This window comes from Arthrobacter sp. 10T44 (assembly GCF_056393885.1).
This window is the reverse complement of the sequence record NZ_JBFTGT010000001.1, coordinates 26,238-44,303: the sequence shown is the minus strand read 5'-3', so window position 1 is coordinate 44,303 and position 18,066 is coordinate 26,238. Positions and strand designations below refer to the sequence as shown.

General features: G+C 67.4%; 20 protein-coding genes and 1 other RNA gene. 14 read left to right on the top strand and 7 right to left on the bottom strand.

Features of this window, described 5'->3' with window-relative positions; genetic code table 11:
- Positions 1-4 precede the first annotated feature (4 nt).
- Positions 5-2,380, bottom strand: coding sequence for a GH25 family lysozyme (locus AC1DBL_RS00225; protein ID WP_476925244.1), 2,376 nt, complete (start codon positions 2,378-2,380; stop codon positions 5-7).
- 294 nt (positions 2,381-2,674) lie between these two features.
- Here AC1DBL_RS00225 and AC1DBL_RS00220 point away from each other — a divergent pair, with 294 nt between their 5' ends.
- The 13 genes from AC1DBL_RS00220 to ssrA all read left to right on the top strand — a co-directional run bounded on the left by AC1DBL_RS00220 (position 2,675) and on the right by ssrA (position 13,008).
- Positions 2,675-3,898, top strand: coding sequence for a CpaF family protein (locus tag AC1DBL_RS00220; RefSeq protein ID WP_476925243.1), 1,224 nt, complete (start codon positions 2,675-2,677; stop codon positions 3,896-3,898).
- The gene (locus AC1DBL_RS00215; protein WP_476925242.1) at positions 3,898-4,752 is read left to right on the top strand and encodes a type II secretion system F family protein; all 855 of its coding nucleotides are present in this window, start codon (positions 3,898-3,900) and stop codon (positions 4,750-4,752) included. The genes AC1DBL_RS00220 and AC1DBL_RS00215 overlap by 1 nt, the downstream gene beginning before the upstream one ends.
- A gap of 5 nt (positions 4,753-4,757) precedes the next feature.
- On the top strand, positions 4,758-5,690 hold the full coding sequence (locus tag AC1DBL_RS00210) for a type II secretion system F family protein (protein WP_476925540.1): 933 nt from the start codon (positions 4,758-4,760) through the stop codon (positions 5,688-5,690).
- Between the two features lie 172 nt (positions 5,691-5,862).
- Positions 5,863-6,108 (top strand): hypothetical protein, encoded by a 246-nt coding sequence (locus tag AC1DBL_RS00205; RefSeq protein WP_476925539.1) that lies wholly within the window; start codon positions 5,863-5,865, stop codon positions 6,106-6,108.
- A gap of 75 nt (positions 6,109-6,183) precedes the next feature.
- Positions 6,184-6,576, top strand: coding sequence for a TadE family protein (locus tag AC1DBL_RS00200; protein WP_441417855.1), 393 nt, complete (start codon positions 6,184-6,186; stop codon positions 6,574-6,576).
- Positions 6,557-6,994 (top strand): hypothetical protein, encoded by a 438-nt coding sequence (locus AC1DBL_RS00195; protein WP_476892264.1) that lies wholly within the window; start codon positions 6,557-6,559, stop codon positions 6,992-6,994. The genes AC1DBL_RS00200 and AC1DBL_RS00195 overlap by 20 nt, the downstream gene beginning before the upstream one ends.
- A gap of 56 nt (positions 6,995-7,050) precedes the next feature.
- The gene (locus tag AC1DBL_RS00190; RefSeq protein WP_476892304.1) at positions 7,051-7,461 is read left to right on the top strand and encodes a pilus assembly protein TadG-related protein; all 411 of its coding nucleotides are present in this window, start codon (positions 7,051-7,053) and stop codon (positions 7,459-7,461) included.
- 89 nt (positions 7,462-7,550) lie between these two features.
- On the top strand, positions 7,551-8,666 hold the full coding sequence (gene prfB, locus AC1DBL_RS00185) for a peptide chain release factor 2 (RefSeq protein WP_476892265.1): 1,116 nt from the start codon (positions 7,551-7,553) through the stop codon (positions 8,664-8,666).
- 197 nt (positions 8,667-8,863) lie between these two features.
- Complete coding sequence (gene ftsE, locus AC1DBL_RS00180) at positions 8,864-9,658, top strand: cell division ATP-binding protein FtsE (protein ID WP_476908568.1); 795 nt, start codon at positions 8,864-8,866, stop codon at positions 9,656-9,658.
- A complete protein-coding gene (gene ftsX / locus AC1DBL_RS00175; protein WP_441417298.1) occupies positions 9,655-10,569 on the top strand; it encodes a permease-like cell division protein FtsX in 915 nt (304 codons plus the stop codon). Before ftsE ends, ftsX begins: the two co-directional genes overlap by 4 nt.
- Positions 10,570-10,594: 25 nt before the next feature.
- Positions 10,595-12,001: a peptidoglycan DD-metalloendopeptidase family protein gene (locus AC1DBL_RS00170; RefSeq protein ID WP_476908569.1), complete on the top strand. Its 1,407-nt coding sequence runs from the start codon at positions 10,595-10,597 to the stop codon at positions 11,999-12,001.
- A 39-nt stretch (positions 12,002-12,040) separates the two neighbouring features.
- Positions 12,041-12,511 carry an SsrA-binding protein SmpB gene (gene smpB / locus AC1DBL_RS00165; RefSeq protein WP_441417300.1) on the top strand — a complete coding sequence of 157 codons (471 nt, stop codon included), beginning with the start codon at positions 12,041-12,043 and terminating at the stop codon, positions 12,509-12,511.
- Positions 12,512-12,639: 128 nt separating this feature from the next.
- Positions 12,640-13,008: a transfer-messenger RNA gene (gene ssrA, locus AC1DBL_RS00160) on the top strand.
- Positions 13,009-13,108: 100 nt separating this feature from the next.
- Here the strand turns inward: ssrA and AC1DBL_RS00155 are convergent.
- Positions 13,109-13,243, bottom strand: a complete 135-nt coding sequence (locus tag AC1DBL_RS00155; RefSeq protein WP_261375082.1) for a hypothetical protein — start codon at positions 13,241-13,243, stop codon at positions 13,109-13,111.
- Between the two features lie 51 nt (positions 13,244-13,294).
- Positions 13,295-13,666 (bottom strand): hypothetical protein, encoded by a 372-nt coding sequence (locus AC1DBL_RS00150; RefSeq protein ID WP_476892269.1) that lies wholly within the window; start codon positions 13,664-13,666, stop codon positions 13,295-13,297.
- A gap of 110 nt (positions 13,667-13,776) precedes the next feature.
- Between AC1DBL_RS00150 and AC1DBL_RS00145 the strand changes: the two genes are divergently transcribed.
- Complete coding sequence (locus AC1DBL_RS00145) at positions 13,777-15,195, top strand: MFS transporter (protein WP_476925241.1); 1,419 nt, start codon at positions 13,777-13,779, stop codon at positions 15,193-15,195.
- On the opposite strand, the gene AC1DBL_RS00140 is transcribed toward AC1DBL_RS00145, so the two are convergent.
- From AC1DBL_RS00140 to AC1DBL_RS00125, 4 genes are read right to left on the bottom strand one after another with little or no spacing between them, the layout of a single operon-like run.
- The gene (locus AC1DBL_RS00140) at positions 15,192-15,563 is read right to left on the bottom strand and encodes a fluoride efflux transporter FluC (protein WP_476925240.1); all 372 of its coding nucleotides are present in this window, start codon (positions 15,561-15,563) and stop codon (positions 15,192-15,194) included. The two genes, AC1DBL_RS00145 and AC1DBL_RS00140, sit on opposite strands and share 4 nt — an antisense overlap.
- Positions 15,560-16,009 carry a fluoride efflux transporter FluC gene (locus AC1DBL_RS00135; RefSeq protein WP_476925239.1) on the bottom strand — a complete coding sequence of 150 codons (450 nt, stop codon included), beginning with the start codon at positions 16,007-16,009 and terminating at the stop codon, positions 15,560-15,562. The genes AC1DBL_RS00140 and AC1DBL_RS00135 overlap by 4 nt, the downstream gene beginning before the upstream one ends.
- Entirely contained in the window at positions 16,010-16,723 is a 714-nt protein-coding gene (locus tag AC1DBL_RS00130; RefSeq protein WP_476925238.1) for a metal-dependent transcriptional regulator, read from the bottom strand.
- A gap of 10 nt (positions 16,724-16,733) precedes the next feature.
- On the bottom strand, positions 16,734-18,029 hold the full coding sequence (locus AC1DBL_RS00125) for an Nramp family divalent metal transporter (protein WP_476925237.1): 1,296 nt from the start codon (positions 18,027-18,029) through the stop codon (positions 16,734-16,736).
- Positions 18,030-18,066 lie beyond the last annotated feature (37 nt).

Below are 18,066 nucleotides of genomic sequence, written 5' to 3'. Positions count from 1 at the left end.
TCGCCTAGAAGTAGGCCACCTTGACGCCGGACGCGGTCCAGGTCATTGTCCCTCCCTGGAAACGAACTGTCTTGTACCCGGCGTAGGAGATTGCGGCCTGCGTGGGGTAACCGAGCTTGCCCATCTGCCAGCCGGCCACGCGCCACTGGCTCATGTATGGTTCGTTCACGGCGTGGGCGCCGCTCGCCGCCGTCCAGTAGATGTTGCCCCCGCTGAAGGGCTGGTAGCAGCCGCTTCCGTAAAGTCCGCAGACCACCGAACCCTTCGGGTAGCCGATTCCGCGCTGCCAGGCTGCTTCACCCCACCCCTTCCAGTAGGCGCCGGTGACGGCGTGGGCTCCGGTGGCGGCGCTCCAATAGATGTTGCCGCCGGTGAAGGGCTGGTAGCAGCCGCCGTTGTAGAGTCCGCAGCTGACGGTCCCCGTGGGGTAGCCGATCTTCGGCTGGAATCCGGCGCGCTGCCAGCCCTTCCAGTACTCGCCCGTGACGGCGTGGGCTCCGGTCGCGGAGCTCCAGTAGATGGTGCCGCCGGCAAACGTCTGGTAGCACCCGCCGCCGTACTGCCCGCAAACGGCCTCGTTGGTGGGGTAGCCGATGGTCGTTTGGAAGCGGACCTCTTTCCAGCCATTCCAGAAGGCTCCGGTCACCGCGTGGGCTCCCGTGGCGGAGGACTGGTAAATGTTGCCGTTGCTGAAGGACTGGTAGCAGCCGCCGCCATAAAGCCCGCAGGTGACGTCGTTGGTGGGGTAGCCGATCTTGGTCTGCCAGCCGGCCCGCCCCCACGCCGCCCAGAAGTCGCCGGTCACGGCATGGGCGCCGGTGGCGGCGGACCAGTAGATGTTGCCGCGGGTGAATTCCTGGTAGCAGCCGCCGCCGTAAAGCCCGCAGTTCTCGTTGGATTTGGGGTACCCGATGCCGTCTTGCCAGCCTGCTGCTTTCCAGGCGGCCATGTAGGAATTCTTCACGACAAACGTCCCCACGCCGGGGGTGTTGTAGGCGTTGCCGCCCTGGAAGGTCTGGTGGCACGTGGTTGTGGTGGTGGGGCAGATGGCGTCGCTGGTGGCGTAGCCGATTCCTGTCTGCCATCCGGCTTTGCCCCAGGCAGTCCAATAGGCTCCGGTGACCGGATGCGCCCCCGTCGCGGAGGTCCAGTAGATGTTGCCGTTGGTGAAGGCGCGGTAGCAGCCGTTGCCCACGAGCCCGCAGATCTCCGAGGTCGTTTTGGCTGCACCCAGCGGCCCTGTTGCACCGCCGGTGGCCACCCATTTGGCGTCGATTGCACCGTTGGAGCCGACAGTTCCGCGGGCGAATGACTGCAGCTGGGCCGTGGAACCGTTCCAGACGTTCGAGTCCCCGGCAAACGGTCCGGTGCTGCTGAACTGCCAGATGCTGTAGGTGGACCAGCTCGCGGGGATCGGACCGGCGTCGTTGGAGGCCGAGACCGGGTAGGAGGCCAGCCAGAGCGGGTTGTCGCCGAAGCCGAGGGGGTTTCCGACGCAGTCCTTCCACCAGTAGTTGCCGGTGTAGATGACCGGGAGCCGACCCGTCAGCGACTTCATGGTGTTGCTGAAGTCCTTTGCCCAGGCGGTCAGGGCCGCGCGGGACATGTCATAGCAGGCGTTGCCCTGGTAGTAACCGTTGATGGTCTGGCCCGCGTAGGGGTTGCCCTCGAAGTCGAGCACCGGCGGCATGGTGTAACCGTCGTTGGACCAGCCCCCGCCGTTTTGCACGAAGATCCTTGCCTGGTCCGCCCCGGACGACGCAGCCGGGTTGGCGAAGTGGTAGGCGCCCCGGATCATGCCGACGGCCCGCGATCCGCTGTACTGGGTGGAGAAGATCGGGTTCGTGTAGTAGTTCCCCTCGGTTGCCTTGATGTAGACGAACCGGGCACCCAGGTTCCACTGCTGCTGCCAGTTAATCGAGGGCTGGTGCTGGCTGACATCCATGCCCTTGATGCCGAACGTCGGCGTCCAGGTGCCCTCAGTCGCCAGCGCCTGGGTGGTGGCCTTGTCCCCGGTGGCCGCGGCGGCGGAACGTCCGGCCTCGCCCATTTCCGCTCCGCCCGAGCGGGTGGCCGCCGTCATGGCGGCACGGTAGGCCTCGGATGTCCGGTCGACGGCCACCGGCGCGGTGCTCGGAGACGGCGACGGTGTTGCCGAGGACGACGGCGACGGAGTGGCCGGGGCCGGTGTTGGGGAGGCGGGCGGGGCCGGCGTGCTCGCCGTGGGCGCCGGTGTCGCCGTTGTGGTTGTCGCGGGTGTCGGTTCGACGGCGGCGGCGGGCGGCACCAGTCCCGGGAGCGCAAGCAGGGAGGCGGCCAGAAGCACGGCTCCGATCCGGCTGCCGAGAAGGCTCAGGGGTGGAAGTTGGGTCCGTTTCATTTGCCGCTCCGGAACAACACGCTCATGGCAGTGTCATAGTGATCCCACGCCCGGGTGCCATGCAGGAGGCAGCTGTCCGGGATGTGAGAATGTCTGACTTGTCGCGCCCACCCTAACACCGCCGCCAAGCGTGAACCAGAGTGCCTCGTGTTACTAGTGAGGCAATTGTTATGAATCGGGGAATCTGTTTTCACATAGATCCGGCCGCGCCCTTGTCCGTCGGCCCGGGCGCCTCTAGCTTTAACCCAGTTGCACTGCCCCAGGGGGATGGGTAGCGGTCATGTTGGGGGCACCGTGGAAGCTGTGCGCATCGTCGAGGACGAAGTCCGTGAGTTGATCCGTCGCCGCGGCCTTGATCCGCTGCGGCAAAGCGGGGAAGTCCGCCGCCTCGTGGAGGAGGCCATCAGCGACTACGACGAGCGTGCGCTGCTCGCACCGCTTCCGCCCATCGGCCCGCTGGAGCAGGCCCGGAGATTTGTCTTCGATGCCGTGGCGGGATTCGGGGCGCTGCAGCCGTTGCTCGACGATCCGGCCATCGAAGAGATTTGGCTCAACGCCCCAGATGAAATTTTCGTTGCGCGCAACGGTGAATCCGAGCTGACATCCATAGCCCTGACGGACCAGCAGGTGCGCAACCTGGTGGAGCGGATGCTGAAGAGCTCCGGCCGGCGGCTGGATATTTCCTCCCCGTTCGTGGACGCGGCCCTGCCGGACGGCTCGCGGCTCCACGTCGTCATCCCCGACGTGACGCGGCGGCACTGGGCGGTTAATATCCGCAAATTCGTGGTCAAGGCCAGCCGGCTCGAACACCTCGTGGAACTGGGCACCCTCACCCCGCAGTCGGCCCGCTTCCTCGGCGCCGCCGTGGCAAGCGGGCTTAACATCCTGGTCTCGGGCGCTACGCAGGCCGGTAAGACCACCCTGCTCAATTGCTTGGCCGCGAGCATCGGCACGCGCGAGCGGGTCGTCACGGTGGAGGAGATCTTTGAACTCCAGTTCCCGCTGCGCGACGTCGTCGGACTGCAGTGCCGGCAGCCCAACCTGGAGGGCGAAGGCGAGATCCCCATGCGCCGGCTCGTCAAGGAGGCCCTCCGGATGAGGCCGGACCGGCTCGTGGTCGGCGAGGTCCGCGAGGCCGAAAGCCTGGACATGCTCATTGCCTTGAATTCCGGCATGCCGGGAATGTGCACGATCCACGCAAATTCGGCCCATGATGCGGTGACCAAGATCTGCACGCTGCCGTTGCTGGCGGGGGACAATATCTCGAGTGCCTTTGTCGTCCCGACCGTGGCGTCCTGCATCGACCTGGTGGTCCACTGCAGCCGGCAACCGGGCGGCCGGCGCCAAGTCACGGAAATCCTCTCACTGGGTCGCAGGGTGGAGAACGGCATCATCGAGTCGTCCATGGTGTTCGACATGCTCGACGGGAAGCTCCAACCGCAGGCGAATTCCATGCCAGCTGCCGAGAAGTTCGCCCGCTCCGGGTTCGACGTCGCGGCGCTGCTGGAGCCGCGCTGATGGCGCCGCTGCTGGGGGTGCTCGGGGGAGCCGGACTGCTGCTGGTCTGGTGGTCCGCCTGGGAACAACCCCACGCAGCCAGGCGCCGGCCCCGGGTCAGCCGACTGGAGGACCTCCTGCGGTCCGCCGGCATTGAAAAGGTCAGCCGGCTGGGACTGCTCGCGACGTGTCTCGGGGTCGGTGCTTTCGTGACCCTCGTGTTCTTCGCGGGTACCAGGTCATGGCCGATTTCCGGCTGCTTCGGGCTGTTCGGGGGCTGGCTCCCGCTGGGCATCGTCAAATGGCGTGCCCGCAAACGCACGGCCCTACTCCGCGAGCTGTGGCCCGACGTCGTCGACCACCTGCGCTCGGCCATCCGGGCGGGCTTGTCGTTGCCGGAGGCACTTATTCAACTGGGCGAGAAGGGGCCGTCCGAGCTGCGGCAGTTGTTCCGCGACTTCGGCGCGGACTACCGGTCCGGCGGCCAGTTCGACCCCGCCCTGGACCGGCTGAAGGAGAGACTTGCTGATCCCGTTGCTGACCGGATCGTTGAGGCACTGCGGCTGACGCGGGAGGTAGGCGGATCGGACCTCGGACGCCTGCTGGGCACGCTCGCCGAATTCCTGCGGGAAACCGCCCGGACCCGCAGCGAGCTGGAAGCCCGGCAATCCTGGACGGTGAACGCCGCCCGCCTCGCCGTGGCCGCTCCATGGATTGTCCTCGTACTGATGGCGGGCCGGCCCGAGGCCGTGGCCGCCTACAACTCGCCCGTCGGCACAGTGGTTCTGGTCGGCGGCCTGCTGGTCTCGTTGTTCTCCTACACCGTCATGCTGCGTATCGGTGCCCTCCCGCAGGACGAGCGGGTACTGCGGTGAACGGGATGATGGCGAGCGCGGTGGTCTGCGGCGCAATCCTGGGTGCAGGCCTCTGGCTGTTCCTGGTGCGGCTTCCGTTCATGCGGCCCATGACCTTCGCGGAGCGCATCGGGCCGCAGCTGAGATCCCACAACCTGGAATCCCGGCTGCTGCGCACGGCTGCCGGCAACGTCACGACGTTTGGCCCGCTCGAACGGATCCTGCGCCCGGTGATCCGGGACGGGGTCCGGGCGCTGGGCAGGCTGAACCCGGGTTCATCGGCGCTCAACCGTAGGCTCGCCCGGGCCGGCAGCAGCAAATCGCCGGTGGATTTCCGCGCGCAGCAGTTGCTCTGGGCCGCCGGCGGCTTCGTGGGGGCGGCGGGAATCGTGCTGCTGGGAGGAGCAATGGGCCGTTTCAATCCGCTCTTCTCCGTGCTGATCGTCGTCGGCGCCGGCTTGGCCGGGTTCCTCTTCCGCGACTATGTGCTGGGGGCGCAGGTCAAGAAGCGCGAGGCCCGGATGATGGCGGAGTTCCCCAGCGTGGCCGAACTTATGGCCCTGGCGGTCAGTGCTGGCGAGAGCGCCACCGGCGCCCTGGACCGGGTAGGCCGCCGAACGCAGGGCGAGCTGTCAAAGGAGTTCTCCCGGGTCCTGGCCGATACCCGGGCCGGGAAACCATTGGCGGATGCCCTGCAGGAGTTCTCGTCACGAACCGAGCTGGGCCCGCTGGTCCGGTTCGTGGACGGCCTGATCGTCGCGGTGGAACGCGGGACACCCCTGGCGGAAGTCCTGCGCGCCCAGGCCCAGGACGTGCGCGACACCGCCAAGCGCGAACTGATGGAGTCCGCCGGCCGGAAGGAGATCGGCATGATGGTTCCGCTCGTCTTCGGCGTGTTGCCACTGACCGTGGTGTTCGCCGTCTTCCCGGGGCTGGCGGCCATCAGCCTGGGACTCTGAGCAAGACCTCTGAGCAAGACGTGGAGGGGTCGTACGCAGTAAGCAGTAGGGCAGTAACCGCATCAGAACAGGGGCAAGCAGCGCAGCTCGACTGCGACATTCAAAACACAAAGGGGAAACGGTGAAGAGTATTGGTATCCGCACGTTGTTACTGGCTCACACGGCGGCCAGACTGCTGTGGCTTTCCGCGGCCGCAGGAAGACAGCCAGGAATCCAGCCGAGCAAACAGCCAGGCAAACACCCCGGCCGGCAGAGCGGGCGGGCGCACGGTAGCCGGGATCTCGGGGAGCGCGGGGATGTCCCAGGCTGGGTACTGATCACCCTGATGTCGGCCGTGCTGGTCGCCGCACTGCTGGCGCTCGCAGGCCCCGCGCTGGAGGGGCTCTTCAACCAGGCCATGCAAAAAGTCGGGCAGTAGTCGGTGTACGCAGCCGGCAGCCGCGGCCCCGCCGACCAGTGTGTCGGTCCCGCCCTCCAGTGTGCCGGCCCCGCCATCCAGGACGCCGCCGGTCCCGCCGGCCGGGAACGCGGCTCAGCCGTAGTCGACTTCGTCCTGGTCGGCGGACTGCTCACGCTGTTCTTCTTGGGCATCATCCAGCTAGCCCTCGTCCTGCACGTCCGGAATACCCTGATCGATGCCGCGGCTTCGGGCGCCCGGTACGGCACCCTGGCGGACCGCGGCGCCGCCGACGCCAAGGAACGCACCACGCAACTGATCGGGGTGGCGCTCACGCCGGAGTTCGCCCGGGACGTCAGCACCGCGGAGACCACCTACGCCGGCATCCGCACACTGGAGGTAACTGTCCGCGCACCGCTTCCTGTCATCGGCTTGATCGGCCCCCGCGAACTACTGGAGGTGAAAGGCCATGCCGCCATCCAGCCCTAGCGACGATGCCGAGCGGGGGAGCGCCGTCATCGAATTCACCTTCCTGTCCCTCTTGTTGATGGTGCCGGTGGTCTACTTCATCATCACGATCGGCCAGCTCCAGGGCGGCTCCTTCGCGGTGGTCGGCGCAGCGGACCAAGCAGCCAAGGTCTACGTTGCCCAGCCCGACGCCGCGAGCGGCCGGGCCGCCGCGGAACAAGCCGTGCAGCTGGCGCTCGCCGACTACGGGCAGCCGGCGGAAAACGCGAGCCTGGAAACCAGCTGCGTTCCCGCCGACTGCACCGCTGCCGGATCCGCCGTCACCGTCACCGTGCGACTCGCGGTGCCGCTGCCGTTCGTGCCGTTCAGCGACACCCTGAGGCTCGACGCCGGCCGGCTCAGTGCCTCCGCCACGCAGATCGTTGGGCGGTTCCGGTGACCACCCACCCGGCCGTCGGGTCGGCGGGACGCCAGGACGGTGAGGACGGCCAGTTGATGGTGTTGATCATCGGCTATGTACTGCTTGCCCTGCTGGTCACCACTGTGGTCGCGGCTGCGTCCAACGTTTACATCGAACACAAGAAACTGCTGTCGCTGGCGGACGGGGCCTCCGTGGCGGCCGCGGACAGCTTCACCCTGGGGCAGCTGCAAAGCTCCTCCGGAAGCCCCACCGCAGTCCTCAGCGGCAGCCGGGTGCGCAGCACCGCCGCCGACTACCTGAACCGCAACGGCGCCTTCGCCAGGTTCAGCGGCCTGGCCGTCGGCCCCGCGACGGGCAGTCCCGACGGGTCCACCGCCGTCGTGGTCCTCAGCGCCGCCGTCCACCCGCCCATCGTGAACTTCCTGGTCCCGGACGGCATCCGGATCGAGGCGACGTCGACGGCGCGGTCCCGGCTGACGCGCTGACCGCACGCAAGCCCCGGGCCCGGGCGAGGCTCCCGGGCGCGACCACCGGGCCGGGGCGTCCGCGGCGGATAGCGTAGGCTTGAAAAACCATGGCAAACATTGATTTTCCCGCAGAAATCCGCGCGCTGCGCGCCACCTACGCCTCGATCGAGAACGTTTCGAACGTCGATGCGCTGAAGGAAGACATCGACGAACTGAGCGAGCGCGCCGGCGAGCCGAACCTTTGGGACGACCCCGCGGCCGCGCAGGTCATCACCTCCAAGCTCTCGCACAAGCAGTCCGAACTGGAGCGGCTGAACAAGCTGGCCGCCCGGATCGACGACCTGGAAGTCCTCGTGGAACTGGGCCAGGACGAGGACGACGCCGCCTCGATGGGGGAGGCCGCCGCGGAACTCGAATCGATCCGCAAGGCCCTCAAGGACCTTGAGGTGGTCACGCTGCTCTCCGGCGAGTTCGACGAACGCGAAGCCGTGGTCACCATCCGCGCGGGTGCCGGCGGCGTGGACGCCGCGGACTTCGCCGAGATGCTGCTGCGGATGTACCTGCGCTGGGCCGAGCGCCACGGCTACCCGACCACCATCATGGACACCTCTTACGCCGAAGAAGCCGGGCTGAAGTCCGCCACCTTCGAGGTCAAGGCGCCCTACGCCTACGGCACGCTGAGCGTCGAGGCGGGCACCCACCGGCTGGTCCGGATCAGCCCCTTCGACAACCAGGGCCGGCGCCAGACGTCCTTTGCCGCCGTCGAAGTCATCCCGCTGATCGAGCAGACCGACTCCATCGACATCCCGGACAACGAGATCCGCGTCGACGTCTTCCGCTCCTCCGGCCCGGGCGGCCAGTCGGTCAACACCACGGACTCCGCCGTCCGCCTGACCCACATCCCCACCGGCACCGTGGTGTCCATGCAAAACGAGAAGTCGCAGCTGCAGAACCGCGCGGCGGCGCTGCGGGTGCTGCAGTCCCGCCTGCTGCTGCTCAAGAAGGAGCAGGAAAACGCCGAGAAGAAGGCATTCGCCGGCGACGTAAAGGCCTCCTGGGGCGACCAGATGCGCTCCTACGTGCTCAACCCGTACCAGATGGTCAAGGACCTCCGCACCGAGCACGAGGTGGGCAACACCTCGGCGGTGTTCGACGGCGAGATCGACGACTTCATCGACGCCGGCATCCGCTGGCGGACCGACAACCGCAACGCCGAAGACTAGCAAGGCGCCCCGGCGGCCCGTGCCATAACCGGCCCGCCGGGCCCAAATCCCGCGACACGCCCCCGTGCTCCGGCCCCTGTGCTGTTACCCGTGCGTATAGTCGAGGGGCCGGTGCCCTACTTCCCCCAAAAGAAAGCCCGCGCCCCGGCAGCAGAACTGGTCTGAAAGATGCCCGGCTCCTGCAGGGTATTAGGGCCATGATCCGTTTCGAAAATGTCACCAAGGTCTACGACCAGAACGCGCGACCGGCGCTGGATTCGATCAACCTTGAGATCGACCGTGGCGAGTTCGCCTTCCTCGTGGGTGCCTCCGGCTCCGGCAAATCGACCTTCCTGCGCCTGGTGCTGAAAGAGGACCGCGCCTCCTCAGGGGCCGTCTACGTCGCAGGCCAGAACGTGGCGAAGATTTCCAGCTGGCGGGTGCCGCGGCTGCGCCGGGGGATCGGCGTCGTCTTCCAGGACTTCCGCCTGCTGCCCCAAAAAACCGTGTTCGCCAACGTTGCCTTCGCCATGCAGGTCATCGGCCGGAGCCGCAGCGTCATCCGCGAAACCGTCCCCGAAGTCCTCAAGACCGTCGGCCTCGAAGGCAAGGAAAACCGGTTGCCCCACGAACTGTCCGGCGGTGAGCAGCAGCGCGTGGCGATCGCCCGCGCCGTCGTCAACCGTCCCGGCATCCTGCTGGCGGACGAGCCCACCGGCAACCTCGACCCGACGACCTCCATGGGCATCATGGGCGTCCTCGACAAGATCAACCAGAACGGCACCACCGTGGTGATGGCCACCCACGACGACGACATCGTCAACGAGATGCGCAAACGCGTAGTGGAACTGCGCAACGGGGTCGTGATCCGTGACGAGGCCCGGGCCCTGTACACCTCGATGATCCCGGTAGTGGGACAATCCCGCCGGCTGCGGGACGCGAGCGGCCGCGAGCCGTCCGACGTCGGCGCCGCCAACGGCGAGGCCCAGCACGCACGGGAGGGCAAGCTGTGAGACTCGCTTTTATCCTGGCCGAGATCGGCAGCGGCCTGCGCCGGAACCTGTCCATGGTGGTCTCCGTCATCCTGGTGACCTTCGTATCCCTGACTTTCGTGGGTGCCGCCGGCATGCTGCAGCTTCAGATCAACCAGATGAAGGGGTACTGGTACGACAAGGTCCAGGTCGCCGTCTTCCTCTGCAGCGACGGTTCGACGGCGCCAGGCTGCGCCTCCGGCCCGGCGACTCCGGAGCAGCAGGCCAACCTGCGCAAGCTGCTGCAGTCCCCGTCCGTGGCCCAGTACGTCAACGATTTCCAGTTTGAATCGAAGGACGAGGCCTACAAGCACTTCAAGGAGCAGTTCTCCAACTCGCCGATCGTTGACTCGGTCACCCCGGACCAGCTCCCGGCCTCCTTCCGGATCAACCTGAAGGATCCGGAAAAGTATGAGGTCATCAGCGAGAACTTCTCCTCGCAGGCCGGTGTGGAGTCCGTCATCGACCAGCGGCAGCTGCTGGAACGGCTCTTCTCCGCGATGAACGCCGCCTCCCTGGTGGCGGTCAGCGTGGCCGGTGTGATGATTGTCTGCGCCATCCTGCTGATAGCCACCACCATCCGGCTCTCCGCCTTCAGCCGCCGCCGGGAAACCGGGATCATGCGCCTCGTGGGCGCGTCGAAGATGGTGATCCAGCTGCCCTTCATCCTGGAGGGCGTGATCGCGGCCGTGATTGGCGCGGCCCTCGCCTCCGGCACGCTGTGGGCCGTCGCCCACTTCTTCCTCGGCGGGGTCCTGTCCAAACAGTATCCGGACACTGCCTTCATTTCCCCGGCCCAGACGCTGCTCCTGGCGCCGGCCCTGATCGGCCTTGGTGTGCTGCTGGCCGGCACCTCATCTCTCCTGACCCTCCGCCGTTACCTGAGGGTCTAGCTTTGCGCAACGAAGAGGAATGCTCATGAAACCGATGGTCCGACGCACCGATCCGGCCCGCCGTACCCTCCGCCGCGGCCGCCTGATCAGCGCCGCCGTGGTGCTCGTCCTCGCGGCCAACCTGGGCGCTTCGACCCCGGTGGCGTTCGCCGACACCCTCGAAGACCAGCAGGCTGCGCTCAGGGCTGAGGCCGAGCGGGTCCAGCATTCGTTGGAGTTCGTGGACGCACGCATCGCCAAAGCGGCAGGCGACCTGGTGCTCTACCAGGGCCAGCTTCCCGGTGCCCAGCAGGCGTTGCTTGATGCCCAGGGCCGTGTGGCCGGTGCGGTCAAGGAGGTTGAAGCCCTCGCTGCCCGCGTGGACCTGGCCCAGCAGAACAAAGCCAAAATCACCCAGCAGCTGGCGAATGACCAGAAGAAGATCACCGACACCCGCAAGCTGATCGGGCAGATTGCCACCCAGGCTTACAAGTCCGGCGGCGTGCCGTCCAACCTCTCGCTCTTCTTTGGCTCGAACAACGGCAGCCTGACCGACACCATCGACCTGGCGGACCAGGCGCTGCGCAGCCAGAACACCGCGATGGACAAGTTGACCCAGCAGAACGCCACGAACGTCAACTCCCAGGCGCGACTGCAGGCGGTGGAAGCCGAAATCGCGGACCTCAAGGCCAAGGCTGACGCGGCGCTGGTCCGGGAGCAGGCGGCACGCGACGAGGCGGCGGCCAAAAAGGCCACGGTGGACAAGCTGATCTCCGACACCACCCGGCTGAACAAACAGCTGCAGGCAGCCAAGCCCGCCATCCAGGGCCAGCTCGCGCAGGTCAAAGCCCGGCAGGACGCCGTCGCGGCCGAAATCGTCGAACGCGACCGGAAGCTGCGCGAGGCCTGGGAAGCTGAACAGCGCCGGATCGCGGCGGCCCGCGCCGCTGCGGCCGCCGCGGCGGCCCGGGCCCAGGGCCAGGTCGCGCCCCGGCCGGCGCCTTACGTCCCGGCCCCGCCGGGACCGGTGTCGGCTTTCGGCCTGCGCAGCCCGTTCAACGGCGTCCCGATCACCTCGGGTTTCGGCTGGCGCGCGACGCCGCCGGGCACCATCGACTTCTACGGCCAGGGCGGCTACATGCACACCGGCATCGACTTCGGCGCCGCTTGCGGCACTCCGGTTTACGCCCCGGCGGCCGGCACGGTCTTCTCGGCGGGGTGGGGGAACGACGGCGGCGGCAACCACGTGAAAATCTCGCACGGCGTTGTGCAGGGCAACTCGCTGACCACGATCTTCTACCACAACACCTCTGTGGTGGTCTCTGACGGCCAGCAGGTCAGCCAGGGTCAGCTGATCGCATACTCCGGGACCACCGGCAACTCCACCGGCTGCCACTCGCACTTCGAGACCTGGGTCAACGGCCAGGCAGTCGACCCGATGGGCCTGCTCTAAACTGGAACTGACCCGATCCATCGACTAAGGAGTTTTACCGTGCCTAAAGAAAGTGGCCGGAAGGTAGTGGCCACCAACCGCAAGGCCCGGCACGACTACCACATCATGGATACCTATGAGGCCGGTATCGCGCTCATGGGCACCGAAGTGAAGTCCCTCCGCGAGGGCCATGCCTCCATGGTTGACGGCTTCTGCACCTTCTACAACGACGAGTTGTGGATGGAGGGCATCCACATCCCCGAGTACCACCAGGGGAGCTGGACCAATCATGCCGCGCGCCGCCGTCGCAAGCTGCTGCTGCACCGCGACGAGCTGACCAAAATCTCGCACAAGATCCGCGAATCCGGCTTCACAATCGTGCCGCTGCAGCTGTACTTCGTGGACGGCCGCGCGAAGGTGGAGATCGGCGTCGCCCGGGGCAAGAAGGAATACGACAAGCGCCAGACGCTGCGCGAGCAGCAGGACAAGCGTGAGGCCCTGCGCGTGATGCGCGAGCGGAACAGGCGCTAGGCAAGGTGCACCAAACCCGCGGGAATGAATCCGGCGGGCCTTGCGTTATGATTGGTAGTCCGGGAAGGAACCGGCTGAACCCGCGAAGGCGGATCGGCGGGAACCTGACCGGTTTGATAAAAAAATACGGGGATGATCGGTTTCGACGATGTTAGTCGCGACAGGTGAAGCGGGCCGAGGATGCAGAATTATCTCGTAAACGCTGTCTGCAAACCAATAAGTGCCGAATCAAAACGCACTGACTTCGCTCTCGCTGCCTAAGCAGTAAGACAGTCCGTCAGCCCGAGGTTGCTATTGCCCCGGATCCTGGCGTCATTTAGATAGCCACTGCTGTTTACCTCCGTCATCGGGGTGAACGGGACTCTTTGATGACTGGGCCCGGATCAGCCAGCTGTTTGCAGCATGGCTGGGGCCGAGAAAATCCGACGCAAACTGCGCCCGGAGAAGCCCTGACAACACGACATCGGACGGGGGTTCAATTCCCCCCATCTCCACATAGGGAGCGCCGGCAACGGAGCTCCACCCCGTAGCAAAAGGCCGGAAGCATCAGCTTCCGGCCTTTTTGTTGTGCTCGACTTTGTTGTGTTGGACGGCGGGTTAGCGCTTCTTGATGTGCGCCACCGGATCGGTGTGCTCGTCCACGATGTGCTTGGCCTTCTTCTCGGCCCGTTTTTCCTTGATGGTTTTGACCGGCTTCTTCGTAAGGTGCCGGTGCGGCGACTTGTCAGGCATTTGCGCGCTCCCTAAAGGCGGGGGGCCCGGGATGAGCCCGTGCTTTTAAGGCTACGCCTCGGGCACCGCGACGTCCACGATGCCGATGAAGCGGCTGCCGACGCCCTCATATTCGCTGCGGACCAGCCCGGCCTCCAGGGCGGGCCGCTCGTGCGGGGCATGGTGGGCGCAGCAGACGAAGCTGAACTCCGGCCACCACTTTTTGGGCCGGGCCGTTTCGGAGAAGCCGCACACGGCACAGGTCAGCTGGACCCAGACCGGGCGTTTGCCCGTCCGGTTGGCCCTCGACTGGAGGAGCCAGGCCGGCGGGCTGTCCAGCAGGGCGCCGAGTTCGGCCTCGGACAGGCGGGACGGAATGCCGTGACGGTGTGCCATTTCCAGCGGAATATCAAGGGCCTGGGCAGCTTCGCGTCTCGTAACCATCCTTCAACTTTACGGGATCCGGGCACACCGGCAGTCAGCCGGCCGCCGGTGCTAGGCTCATCCCAAACCCGGTGCCCGCCGTCCGGCAGGCAGTGAGGAAGGCAGCAGCCATGTCCGGCACCCCCGCCACAGCCCTGTCCAGCCTTGAGAGGCGCGTGCTGTACGTGGCGATCGTCGCGTCCTTCATCGCCTTCCTCGACGGTTCGGTGGTCAACCTTGCACTCCCGGCGATCAGCCGTGAACTCGGCGGCGGCCTGGTGGTCCAGCAATGGGTGGTGGACGCCTACCTGCTTACGCTGGGGGCGCTGATCCTGGTCGCCGGCTCCCTCTCGGACCAGTTCGGCCGGGTCCGGGTGCTGCAATGGGGCCTCGCAGGCTTCACCGCCACCTCCGTGCTTTGCGGCCTCGCCTGGAGCGGGGAGTCGCTGATTGTGGCGCGCGGCCTGCAGGGCGTCGCCGGAGCACTGCTGGTGCCCAGCTCGCTGGCCCTGATCGTGACGGTGTTCAGTGGCCCGGCCCAGTCCGCCGCGATCGGCAAGTGGTCCGCGTGGACCTCCGGGGCCATCGTGGCGGCCCCGGTGCTTGGCGGCATCTCCGTGGATGTGTTCACCTGGCGGGTCATTTTCTTCCTCAACATCGTCCCGGCGGTTGCCGTGTGGCCGGCCCTGCGCAGGCTGCGCGAACTGGATCTGGGACGCGCGCCCGGCAGCACGATCGACGTCACGGGTACCGTCCTGGCGATCATCGGCCTGGGCGGCGTCGTGTACGCCTTTATCGAACGCGGGAGCCTCGGCTGGGGCGCCCCGCAGGTCTGGCTGCCGCTGGTCCTTGGGATTGCCGGCCTGGCCGGGTTCCTGCTCCACGAGCGGCGGACCCCGGCGCCGATGATGCCGCTGCGGCTTTTCGCCCTCCGCAACTTCGGCTGGGGCAACGTCGCCACCACGGTGATCTACGGGGCGTTGAACCTTGGGTTCTTCGTCCTGGGGCTTTTCCTGCAGCAGGTCGCCGGTCTGGGGGCCACCGCAGCCGGCATCGCCCTGCTGCCCTCCACCTTGATCCTGCTCCTGCTCTCCGCAAAGATCGGGGCTCTCTCCGGCCGCTTCGGTCCGCGCTGGTTCATGACGGCCGGGCCGCTGCTGTGCGCGGCGGGCTTTTTGATGATGCTGGGGATCGGCCTGCCGCTGGATTACTTCGGAGAGGTCTTTCCCGGGCTGGTGGTCTTCGGACTCGGTTTGGCCGTGACAGTGGCGCCGCTGACCTCCGCGATCCTGGGTGCCGTGGATCCTGAAGAAGCAGGGATCGGCTCGGCCGTCAACAACGCCGTCGCCCGCATCGCGGGCCTGGTGACCATCGCCTTTGCCGGGCTCATCACCGGACCGGTGATCACGACGTCGGGCCTGCACGGCACGGCGGCGGTCACCGCCGCGCTATTCGTCGCGGGCGCTGCGGCGTCCGCCGTCGGGATCAGGAACCCGCCGAGGGAACCCGCGGACAGTGAGGGAGGGGACGCCCCTACCCAGCCGGCTTAGCCGGCCAGCGCGACGCCGACGGCGGCCGCCGCCAGCCCCGCCGCCAGGTTCGCGGCCACGTTCAGGGCGGCGGCCCGGTAGCGTGCTTCGCTGACCAGCCGGATGGTGGCCGTGGTCCAGGAACTGAACGTGGTCAGGCCTCCGGCCAGGCCGCTGGCGACCGCCGTCTGCCACTCGGGGCCGAGCCCAAGGCGCGGCGTCACCCCGAGGGACAGCCCGATGATGAAGGATCCGGCCACGTTGACGGCCAGGGTGGCCCAGGGCCAGTGCGGGTGGGGTCCAGGCCGGTGGGCGAACCAGGAGTCGACGGCGAACCTGGCCAGGGCGCCGGCCACTCCGAAGACCCCCACCAGCAGGGCGGCGGTCACTGTGCCCTGCCGCTCAGGTCGGCCAGCGCTTTGCCCGATTTCCAGCCGGCCGCCGCCGCGCCGAGCCCCAGGACCAGCGACAAGCCGAGGTAGGCGAGCCACACGGCGTGGAAGCCGCCGCGAATCTGCTGGTCGACGGCGAGGGCCAGCGCGGAAAAGGTGGTGAAGGAGCCAAGGAGCCCCGGGCCGAGGCCCGCCCGGAGCCAGAAAGCTGTCCGCGGCCGGGCAATCCAGATGGTGGTCAGGGCGGCCAGGACAAAGCTCCCCAGGACGTTGATCGCAAGCGTGGTCCACGGCACGGCGCCTGCCGCCTCGGGGAAGACCAGCCCAGCGCCGTAGCGCAGCTCGGTTCCGATCAGGCCGCCGACGGCGACTGCCGCCCATGCCCGCCAGCCGGGAACCGCCGCGACCGTCGCCGGGCGGCGCTCCGCATCCAACGCTTCCATTCAGCGCCCCTCGACGCGGCAGCCGGAATGGGCCGCGTCGCTGTGCACCCAGAGTGCGGAGGCCACCTCGTCGGCGAGGTCGATTTCGCGCAGCTCGCCGCGGGCGCCGATGCGGACCACGAGCGGGCCGCCGAAGGGCTTCCGGCCCAGGACTTCGACGTCGGAGTCCAGGTCGATCTGTTCGGCGGCGAGGTAGCGCAGCAGCTCGGGGTTTTCGTCGCTGATCCGGGTGATCCGGCCGGTGTGGCCGTCGTCGAGCTCGCTCATCCGGTAGGCCGGCGGCATCAGGACCGAGCCGTCCGCGGCCGGAATGGGGTCGCCGTGCGGGTCGCGGACCGGATTGCCCAGCTTGGCGGACATCCGCTCGATGAAGGTGTCCGAGACGGCGTGTTCAAGCAGCTCGGCCTCGTCGTGGACCTCGTCCCAGCGGTAGCCGAGCTCCTGGACCAGGAATGTCTCGATCAGCCGGTGCCGCCGGACCATGGAGAGGGCCAGACGCACGCCGTCCTCGGTCAGGGTGACGGCACTGTACGGCTTGTGGTCCACCAGGCCCTGGTCCTTGAGCTTGCGGACCATCTCGGAGACCGAGGAATTCGCGACGCCCAGCCGCTGGGCCAGCTGGGTGGAGGTGATGGGCTTGTCCTGCCACTCCGTGAAGGAGTAGATGACCTTGACGTAGTCCTCAATGGAGGAGGAGGGCGGACTGGTCTTCACAGCCCCAAGCCTACCGTCCGGCGGCGCCGGTGAAGGTGAGCCACAGCAGGACCAGGTTCAGCGCCACCACCAGGATCACGCTGACGACGGCGGCCACCCGCAGGGTCATGCCGTCCGCGAACCGGCCCATCAGGGGCTTGCTGCTGGTCAGCACCACGAGCGGGACTAGCACGAACGGAATCCCGAAGCTGAGCACAACCTGGCTGAGCACCAGCCCCCAGGTGGGGTCGAAGCCGACGGCCAGCAGGACGACGGCGGGGACCAGGGTCAGCACCCGTCGCGTCATCAGCGGAATGCGGATCTTGAGCAGGCCCTGCATGATGGTTCCGCCGGCGTAGCAGCCCACCGAGGTGGAGGCCAGGCCGGAGGCAAGCAGGCCGACGGCGAAGACCACGCCGACCACCGGGCCGAGGTTGGCGGTGATGGCGGCGTGGGCACCCTCGATCGTGTCCGTGCCGTCTTCACCGCCCAGCGTGGACGCGGCCAGCAGCAGCATTCCGATGTTGACGATGCCGGCGACGGCCAGCGCCGCGACGACGTCCCAGCGCGTGGCTTTGATCAGCCGGGCAATGGCGTGCGGCGGGACATGCAGATGCGGATCCGGGCGGTGCCGGTCCCGGGAGAGCGCCGAGTGGACGTAGATGGCGTGCGGCATCACCGTGGCACCGAGCATGCTCGCGGCCAGCAGCACCGTGTCCGGGCCCTGGAAGCCAGGCACAAGCCCGGCCACGAACCCGCCCGGATCCGGCGGGCTGATGAACAGTCCGGCCAGGAACCCGACGGTGATGATGCCCAGCAGGAACATGATGACGAACTCGAAGGGGCGCTGCTGGTTGCGGCTCTGCACGGCGAGCAGGGCCATCGAAATGCCGCCCACAATGACGGCGCCGAGGGGGAGCGGAAGGCCGAAGAGCAGGTACAAGGCCACCGCGCCGCCCACCACCTCGGCGAGGTCGGTGGCTGCGGCCACAATCTCGGCCTGGACCCAGAAGGCGCGGCGCCAGGCCGGCCGGAGCCGCTCGCCGAGGATCTCCGGGAGGGTCTTGCCGGTGACGATGCCGAGCTTGGCGGACTGGTACTGGACCAGCACCGCCATGACGTTGGCGGCGACGAGAACCCAGACGAGCAGATAACCGTACTGTGCCCCGGCCGTCAGGTTGGCGGCGACGTTGCCGGGGTCCACATAGGCGATGGCAGCCACGAACGCCGGGCCGAGCAGGCCCAGCAAAGCCCGGCGGCTACCCCTGATCCTGCGGGCAGGCGGTTTCCCCGCGGGCAGGGGTTCGTGTCCGGCTACGTCCAGCACTGCGGGCTCCCAAGAAGTTCCTGAGTGCCTACAAATA

Coding starts and splice junctions, on each gene's coding strand:
- AC1DBL_RS00190 (WP_476892304.1), top strand. CDS start 7,051: ATGGTGTTGATCATCGGCTATGTACTGCTTGCCCTGCTGGTCACCACT.
- AC1DBL_RS00195 (WP_476892264.1), top strand. CDS start 6,557: ATGCCGCCATCCAGCCCTAGCGACGATGCCGAGCGGGGGAGCGCCGTC.
- AC1DBL_RS00215 (WP_476925242.1), top strand. CDS start 3,898: ATGGCGCCGCTGCTGGGGGTGCTCGGGGGAGCCGGACTGCTGCTGGTC.
- prfB (WP_476892265.1), top strand. CDS start 7,551: ATGGCAAACATTGATTTTCCCGCAGAAATCCGCGCGCTGCGCGCCACC.
- AC1DBL_RS00150 (WP_476892269.1), bottom strand. CDS start 13,666: ATGGTTACGAGACGCGAAGCTGCCCAGGCCCTTGATATTCCGCTGGAA.
- AC1DBL_RS00170 (WP_476908569.1), top strand. CDS start 10,595: ATGAAACCGATGGTCCGACGCACCGATCCGGCCCGCCGTACCCTCCGC.
- AC1DBL_RS00145 (WP_476925241.1), top strand. CDS start 13,777: ATGTCCGGCACCCCCGCCACAGCCCTGTCCAGCCTTGAGAGGCGCGTG.
- AC1DBL_RS00135 (WP_476925239.1), bottom strand. CDS start 16,009: ATGGAAGCGTTGGATGCGGAGCGCCGCCCGGCGACGGTCGCGGCGGTT.
- AC1DBL_RS00225 (WP_476925244.1), bottom strand. CDS start 2,380: ATGAAACGGACCCAACTTCCACCCCTGAGCCTTCTCGGCAGCCGGATC.
- AC1DBL_RS00155 (WP_261375082.1), bottom strand. CDS start 13,243: ATGCCTGACAAGTCGCCGCACCGGCACCTTACGAAGAAGCCGGTCAAA.
- AC1DBL_RS00210 (WP_476925540.1), top strand. CDS start 4,758: ATGATGGCGAGCGCGGTGGTCTGCGGCGCAATCCTGGGTGCAGGCCTC.
- ftsE (WP_476908568.1), top strand. CDS start 8,864: ATGATCCGTTTCGAAAATGTCACCAAGGTCTACGACCAGAACGCGCGA.